General features: G+C 49.7%; 6 protein-coding genes. All 6 read left to right on the forward strand.

Annotated features, from left to right (window positions below):
• Positions 1-42 precede the first annotated feature (42 nt).
• A complete protein-coding gene (locus C9J01_RS26555) occupies positions 43-1134 on the forward strand; it encodes a S1 family peptidase (protein ID WP_107301094.1) in 1092 nt (363 codons plus the stop codon).
• A 75-nt stretch (positions 1135-1209) separates the two neighbouring features.
• Positions 1210-2262, forward strand: a complete 1053-nt coding sequence (gene queA, locus C9J01_RS26560; protein ID WP_107301095.1) for a tRNA preQ1(34) S-adenosylmethionine ribosyltransferase-isomerase QueA — start codon at positions 1210-1212, stop codon at positions 2260-2262.
• Between the two features lie 268 nt (positions 2263-2530).
• A complete protein-coding gene (gene tgt, locus C9J01_RS26565) occupies positions 2531-3661 on the forward strand; it encodes a tRNA guanosine(34) transglycosylase Tgt (RefSeq protein ID WP_039469158.1) in 1131 nt (376 codons plus the stop codon).
• Between the two features lie 16 nt (positions 3662-3677).
• A complete protein-coding gene (yajC, locus tag C9J01_RS26570; protein WP_107301096.1) occupies positions 3678-4010 on the forward strand; it encodes a preprotein translocase subunit YajC in 333 nt (110 codons plus the stop codon).
• Between the two features lie 23 nt (positions 4011-4033).
• Positions 4034-5881, forward strand: coding sequence for a protein translocase subunit SecD (secD, locus tag C9J01_RS26575; RefSeq protein ID WP_107301097.1), 1848 nt, complete (start codon positions 4034-4036; stop codon positions 5879-5881).
• 12 nt (positions 5882-5893) lie between these two features.
• Positions 5894-6841, forward strand: coding sequence for a protein translocase subunit SecF (gene secF / locus C9J01_RS26580; RefSeq protein ID WP_107301098.1), 948 nt, complete (start codon positions 5894-5896; stop codon positions 6839-6841).
• Positions 6842-7040: the final 199 nt, after the last annotated feature.

The raw sequence follows: 7040 nt of genomic DNA on the forward strand, positions 1-7040 counted from the left end.
TGTCGTATACTCATTGAAATGATGCTGTAGAGGAATGAGTCAATGCGTAAGCTGCTGTTTATTTTGCTGTCTTGGGCGATGTGGTTACCATTCTATGCTCATAGTGATGACCCCGTTCCCCAACCCAAAATTATTGGTGGTATTGAATCTGGGACCAATGAAATACCTTGGCAGGCTTACCTTAATATGACATTTGTTGAGGGCTCCCAGGACAGGACTTTCATTTGTGGCGGGGTGGTCATCAGTGAAGATGTAGTTTTGACAGCAGCCCACTGTATGCGTAATGGTTCTGAAACTGTCAGACCCGAAAATGTGCAGGTATGGGCAGGCATCACCAGTATTTTCAGTGCGGGCTCACTCAACTCTGTGGCAGTAAGTGAAATTGTACTTCACCCTAATTACAACTCATCCCGGTTTGCCAACGATATAGCCATTCTCAAATTATCCAGTACGCTTCCTGATGGTGCGCTTCCAATTCGCCTTGCTACTGCAGGTGAGCAGCAACGCGCCGATGAAGCCTTCGCTAATGGTTGGGTAACAGACGGCGAGCGACAGCCTAACTTATTAGTATCAGGCTGGGGCAGTACCGATGCTAATGATTCCAGTTCTGGGGCGACCCGGTTGCAGCAGACATTGTTATCAGGCGTACCGGACAATATCTGCGACTCTATGTGGGGAAGCAATATCAACAGCAGCGATTACGCTATCTATTTATGCGCAGGCTCGGTGTCGCCGACTTTAGGCCGAGACAGCTGCTTTGGTGATTCGGGTGGCCCATTGGTTTGGCAGGATCCTTTACGGGCATCGGACAGTGACTTTGGTTTGCGTCTGGTTGGCTTAGTCAGCTTCGGGGAAGGGTGTGCAGGGCGGTTGCCAGGTGTTTACTCGGAAGTTGCCAGCCAAATTGGCTGGATAGAAGGGCAGATAGGCCCGGCGTTTCTGTCCCAGGCTACATCAGAGTTTTCGGTCGATCCTTTCCTTGCTAACTACGATGGGGTGGGTGCTGCGGTAGAGGGAGGCCAGTCTGTCGCGGGTGGTGGTGGCAACAGTGGCAGCAGCGGAGGCAGTATAGGAATAGCCGGTATGCTTATGCTAACAATGGTGATGTGGGTCCGTCGCCGGGGCATGGCCTAGCAGCGGGTGATCTTTGCTTGATATTGCAGTGAGGCGGCATATACTAGCTGCCTGCTGTAATTTAGGGCCCTAATGATGCAAGTTTCTGATTTTGACTTTGACCTTCCTGATGAGCTGATCGCTCGTTACCCACAACCTCAGCGTACTGCTAGTCGATTGCTGCAGCTAACCGGTAATACGGGTGAGCTGGCGCACAAAGGTTTTAAGGATGTCCTTGATTTGGTTGAACCGGGTGATTTGTTGGTATTCAACAATACCCGTGTTATCCCAGCGCGTTTGTTTGGTCGCAAGGCGTCAGGCGGTAAGCTAGAAGTGCTGGTTGAACGTATGCTGGATGACAAGAGTATTCTTGCCCACGTACGTGCGTCAAAATCACCGAAGCCGGGTAATGAACTGTTCCTTGGCGATAATGATGAGTACCAGGCGGAAATGGTTGCTCGTCATGATGCATTGTTTGAAATCCGCTTCAACAGTGACAAGACAGTACTGGAAATTCTGGAAGAAGTGGGTCATATGCCGCTGCCTCCTTACATTGACCGCCCTGATGAAGATGCCGACAAAGAGCGTTACCAGACGGTATACAACGCCAAGCCGGGTGCTGTTGCTGCACCAACTGCAGGTTTGCACTTTGATGATGAGCTAATGGCGGCGCTGAAAGCAAAAGGTGTGAACTTTGCATTCGTTACTCTTCATGTGGGTGCGGGTACTTTCCAGCCAGTTCGTGTAGATAATATCAACGACCACCACATGCACGCCGAGTATGTTGAAGTACCAGAAGACGTCGTTAAGGCAATTAACGAGACTAAAGCCAATGGTAAGCGTGTGGTTGCGGTGGGTACGACATCCGTACGCTCACTGGAAAGCGCTGCTCAGGATGCCAAACAGAAAGGCACTGAGCTAAAGCCGTTTTTCGGCGATACAGAAATCTTCATTTACCCAGGTTATGAATACCAGTTGATTGATGTACTGATCACTAACTTCCATTTACCGGAATCAACCCTGATCATGTTGGTCAGTGCGTTTGCCGGTTATGAGCATACGATGAACGCTTACAAGCAAGCTGTTGAAAACAAATACCGTTTCTTCAGCTACGGTGACTCGATGTTTATTACCCGTAAAACTGTGTAATTACACGATTCATTGACGAAGTCAGTGTCACTTAAGGCTGCATTTGCTAAAATGCGGCCTTTGTATTTTTTCATCTCTGGATAATTAAGTTCAGACGATGGCAAATTCATCCACTAGGCTTTAGGGCGGAGTGGAAAACCTGCTAATGCTTTGGCAGGTGATATTGGGCATGGTGGGCTTATTGCCTGCTGGTGCCATTGTTATGCCCCTGACCTTAGCAGGATGGGGGCGTTGATGTCAGATTGTTTCTCTGGCTGTTGGAGGCTTTGTGAAATTTGAATTAGATAAAACCCAGGGACGTGCCCGTCGTGGCCGTCTGCAGTTTGAGCGCGGCACGGTAGAAACCCCTGCTTTCATGCCAGTTGGTACTTACGGTACGGTTAAAGGCATGACACCGGAAGAAGTAAAAGAAACCGGTGCGCAAATCCTACTGGGTAACACTTTCCACCTGTGGCTACGCCCAGGCCAGGAAGTCATGAAGATGCACGGCGACCTGCATGACTTTATGCAGTGGCAGGGTCCTATCCTGACCGATTCAGGTGGTTTCCAGGTATTTAGCTTGGGTGACATCCGTAAGATCACTGAAGAAGGTGTTCACTTCCGTAACCCTGTGAACGGTGACAAGATTTTCATGGACGCTGAGAAGTCGATGGAAATCCAGAAAGACTTGGGCTCTGACGTAGTGATGATCTTCGATGAGTGTACGCCGTACCCAGCGACACACGATGAAGCGAAGAAGTCGATGGAGATGTCACTACGCTGGGCACAGCGCAGCCGCAACCACTTTGACAAACTTGGTAACAAAAATGCGCTATTTGGTATCGTCCAAGGTAGTGTATATGAAGACTTGCGAGATGTTTCTGTTGAAGGCCTGACAAAAATCGGCTTTGACGGTTATGCGGTTGGTGGTCTTGCTGTCGGTGAGCCGAAAGAAGACATGCACCGCGTACTTGAGCACACCTGTCCTCAGCTACCTGAAGACAAGCCGCGCTACCTAATGGGTGTGGGTAAACCAGAGGACCTGGTTGAAGGTGTTCGCCGTGGTATCGACATGTTCGATTGCGTAATGCCTACTCGAAATGCCCGAAATGGCCACTTGTTTGTGACCGGAGGTGTGATCAAGATCCGTAATGCGAAACATAAAACGGATACAACCCCTCTCGATCCGCACTGTGACTGTTACACTTGTCGCAACTACTCGAAGGCGTATCTGTACCACCTGGATAAATGTAATGAGATTCTGGGTGCGCGCCTTAACACAATCCACAACTTGCGTTACTACCAGCGTTTGATGGAAAGTATCCGCAAGGCGATTGAAGAAGATCGTTTCGATGTGTTTGTAGAGGAATTCTATGCACGTCGTAACCGTGAAGTTCCACCTTTAAATGACAACAAATAATCGAGGACGTTAGTAAATGAGTCTGATTTCTCAAGCACACGCAGCAGCGGAAGGTGCCCCACAGGGCGGCGGTATGCAACTATTTATCATGCTTGGCCTTTTTGCCGTAATCTTCTACTTCATGATTTACCGCCCACAGGCAAAACGTGTGAAAGAGCACAAGAACCTTATGTCTTCTATGGGCAAAGGTGACGAAGTGCTTACCAGCGGTGGCCTTGTAGGTAAAATCTCTAAGGTTTCTGAAGAAAATGACTACATTGTTATCGGTCTGAACGACACAACTGAAGTGACTATCAAGAAAGACTTCGTTACTGCCGTTCTGCCAAAAGGCACAATGAAGTCTCTATAAAATTTGCTTAAAGGATCATAGCAGTGCTAAACCGTTATCCCTTGTGGAAGAACCTGATGGTAGTGTTCGCGCTACTTATCGGTTTGCTTTATGCGCTTCCCAATGTTTACGGCGAAGATCCAGCAATTCAAATCTCCGGGGCGCGTGGCGCCTCGGCAGATATGTCCACGCTGGATGCCGTCACCGAAGATTTAAAACAAAATCAAATCTCTTATAAATCAGTCGCTTTCGAAAACGGTACTGTCCTGGTCCGCTTTAACGACACTAATACCCAAATTAGTGCTCGCGATATTCTTAACGACCAGCTTGGCGATGATTTCATCGTAGCCCTTAACCTTGCCCCTTCTACTCCAGCCTGGCTTGAATCCATCGGCGCCAACCCTATGAAACTGGGTCTTGACCTACGTGGCGGTGTGCATTTCTTGATGGAAGTAGACATGGACGCAGCAATGGATAAGTTGCTCGGCCAGCAAGAAGAAACGTTCCGTACTGAATTGCGTGAAGCGAAGATCCGTTACCGCGCGATCAGCAAGACCGATGAAGCGGTGGAAGTTCGCCTGCGTAATGCAGAGCAGCTTGATGAAGCTAAGCGCGAACTACAGCGTCTTCACCCAGATATGCAGTTTGTCGACACGACTAGCGGCTTCCTGCTAACTGCGACATTTACTGATGCCCGTCTTCAGGAAATTCGCAACTACGCAGTTGACCAAAATATTACCATTTTGCGTAACCGTGTTAATGAACTAGGTGTTGCCGAGCCTTTGGTCCAGCGCCAAGGTGCTAACCGCATCGTGGTTCAGTTACCGGGTGTGCAAGATACTGCGCGTGCCAAGGAAATCCTGGGCGCAACTGCAACTCTTGAGTTCCGTGAAGTGGATAACTCAGCTGACCTAGCGGCAGCGGCATCTGGCCGTGTACCAGCGGGTAGCGAAGTGAAATTCACCCGTGATAATCGTCCTGTTGTGCTGAAGAAGCGTGTGATCCTGTCAGGCTCACACATTACCGATGCAAGCTCGAGTGCTGATGAATATGGCCGCCCTCAGGTAAACATCTCGCTTGATAGCGAAGGTGGTAGCAAGATGACAGCCTTCTCACGTAATAACGTGGGCAAGCTGATGGCAACTGTCTTTACCGAATATAAAGACAGCGGTGATCGTGATGAGAGCGGAAAAGTTATCCTGGAAAAACACGAAGAAGTGATTAACCAGGCCACTATCCAGACGGCGCTTGGCCGTAACTTCCGTATTACCGGTATTGATTCGCAGGCAGAAGCCCACAACCTGGCGCTACTATTGCGTGCTGGTGCCCTGATTGCACCTATCTCAATTGTGGAAGAGCGTACCATTGGTCCATCTATGGGCCAGCAGAACATCGACATGGGTATCCAGGCAATGATCTGGGGTATGGTCGCAGTAATGCTGTTTACGCTGCTTTACTACCGCCGCTTTGGCTTGTTTGCCAACATGGCCCTGCTAATGAACCTTGTTTTGATTATCGGTGTGATGTCGATGATCCCGGGTGCGACGATGACCCTGCCGGGTATTGCCGGTATCGTTCTGACTGTAGGTATGGCAGTTGATGCCAACGTACTGATCTTTGAACGTATCCGTGAAGAGCTTCGCGAGGGCCGCAGCCCGCAGCATGCGATTCAGCAAGGCTACGCCAATGCATTTAGCACCATTGCCGATGCCAACATCACTACCCTTATCACCGCAATCATTCTGTTTGCAGTGGGTACGGGTGCGATTAAAGGTTTCGCTGTTACGCTATCAATTGGTATTTTGACTTCCATGTTCACGGCTATCATTGGTACCCGTGCACTGGTTAACTTGGTTTACGGCGGTAAGCGCGTCGATAAACTGTCGATCTAAGGAGACGCTGACATGTTTCAGATAATGAAAGCGGATAAGGCGATCGACTTTATGCGCTGGTCGAAAGGCGCATTTGTCCTTTCGATTATTATGATTATCGCTGCAATCGGTACCGTGACGACCCAGAAACTGAACTGGGGCCTGGACTTTACCGGTGGTACCCTGATTGAGGTTGGCTTTGACCAACCGGCAGATCTGGTGCTGATCCGCGAGTCGTTGGAAGATGCGGGCTTTGGTGATGCCATCGTGCAGAACTTTGGCACGGCACGTGACGTCATGGTTCGCCTTCAGCCGCGCGAAGATGCGCAGGGTGAAAAACTAGGCAACCAGATCATCGATGCACTAAGAACGGGTACTGGCCAGAATGTTGAAATGCGCCGTATCGAGTTCGTTGGCCCGAATGTGGGTGACGAACTGGCAGAAGCGGGTGGCTTGGCTATCTTGGTCTCGCTGATCTGTATCTTGCTATACGTTTCAATGCGATTCGAATGGCGCTTGGCTGCCGGTGCGGTACTGGCACTGGCCCACGACGTTATCATCACTATCGGTATTTTCTCGTTTACCCAGATTGAGATTGACCTGACTATCGTGGCAGCCCTGCTGACCGTTGTCGGTTACTCACTCAACGATACCATCGTGGTCTTCGACCGTATCCGTGAAAACTTCCGTAAGATGCGTAAAGGCGAAGCGGTAGAGGTGATGAACAATTCTATCACCCAAACGCTAAGCCGTACCCTGATCACCTCGGCAACGACATTGTTCGTGGTTATTGCCCTGTTCTTGAAGGGCGGCAGTATGATCCACGGTTTTGCCGCAGCCTTGTTGATCGGTATCACTGTTGGTACGTACTCGTCTATCTACGTGGCTTCGGCACTGGCGCTGAAACTGGGTATTGCCCGTGAGCACCTAATGCCGCCGCAAGTAGACAAAGAAGGTGAAGAGTTTGATGCTATGCCGTAAGGCGAAGCGATAGAACTGTATCTAAAAACGGAGCCGATTGGCTCCGTTTTTGTTTGGGGCGGGGAAGAGCGGTTCCTAGATGTATGGACTCCCTCTCCCTGAGGAGTTACGGTCTTAATCCGACGAAAGATTAGCCAAAAGGAGTCCATACATGAACGACCTTAATACATTGGCCATCGACTTAGCAAAGAATGTTTTC

The organism is Photobacterium rosenbergii (assembly GCF_003026455.1).
GTDB classification, from domain to species: Bacteria; Pseudomonadota; Gammaproteobacteria; order Enterobacterales; family Vibrionaceae; genus Photobacterium; species Photobacterium rosenbergii.

Coding starts and splice junctions, on each gene's coding strand:
- secF (WP_107301098.1), top strand. CDS start 5,894: ATGTTTCAGATAATGAAAGCGGATAAGGCGATCGACTTTATGCGCTGG.
- yajC (WP_107301096.1), top strand. CDS start 3,678: ATGAGTCTGATTTCTCAAGCACACGCAGCAGCGGAAGGTGCCCCACAG.
- queA (WP_107301095.1), top strand. CDS start 1,210: ATGCAAGTTTCTGATTTTGACTTTGACCTTCCTGATGAGCTGATCGCT.
- C9J01_RS26555 (WP_107301094.1), top strand. CDS start 43: ATGCGTAAGCTGCTGTTTATTTTGCTGTCTTGGGCGATGTGGTTACCA.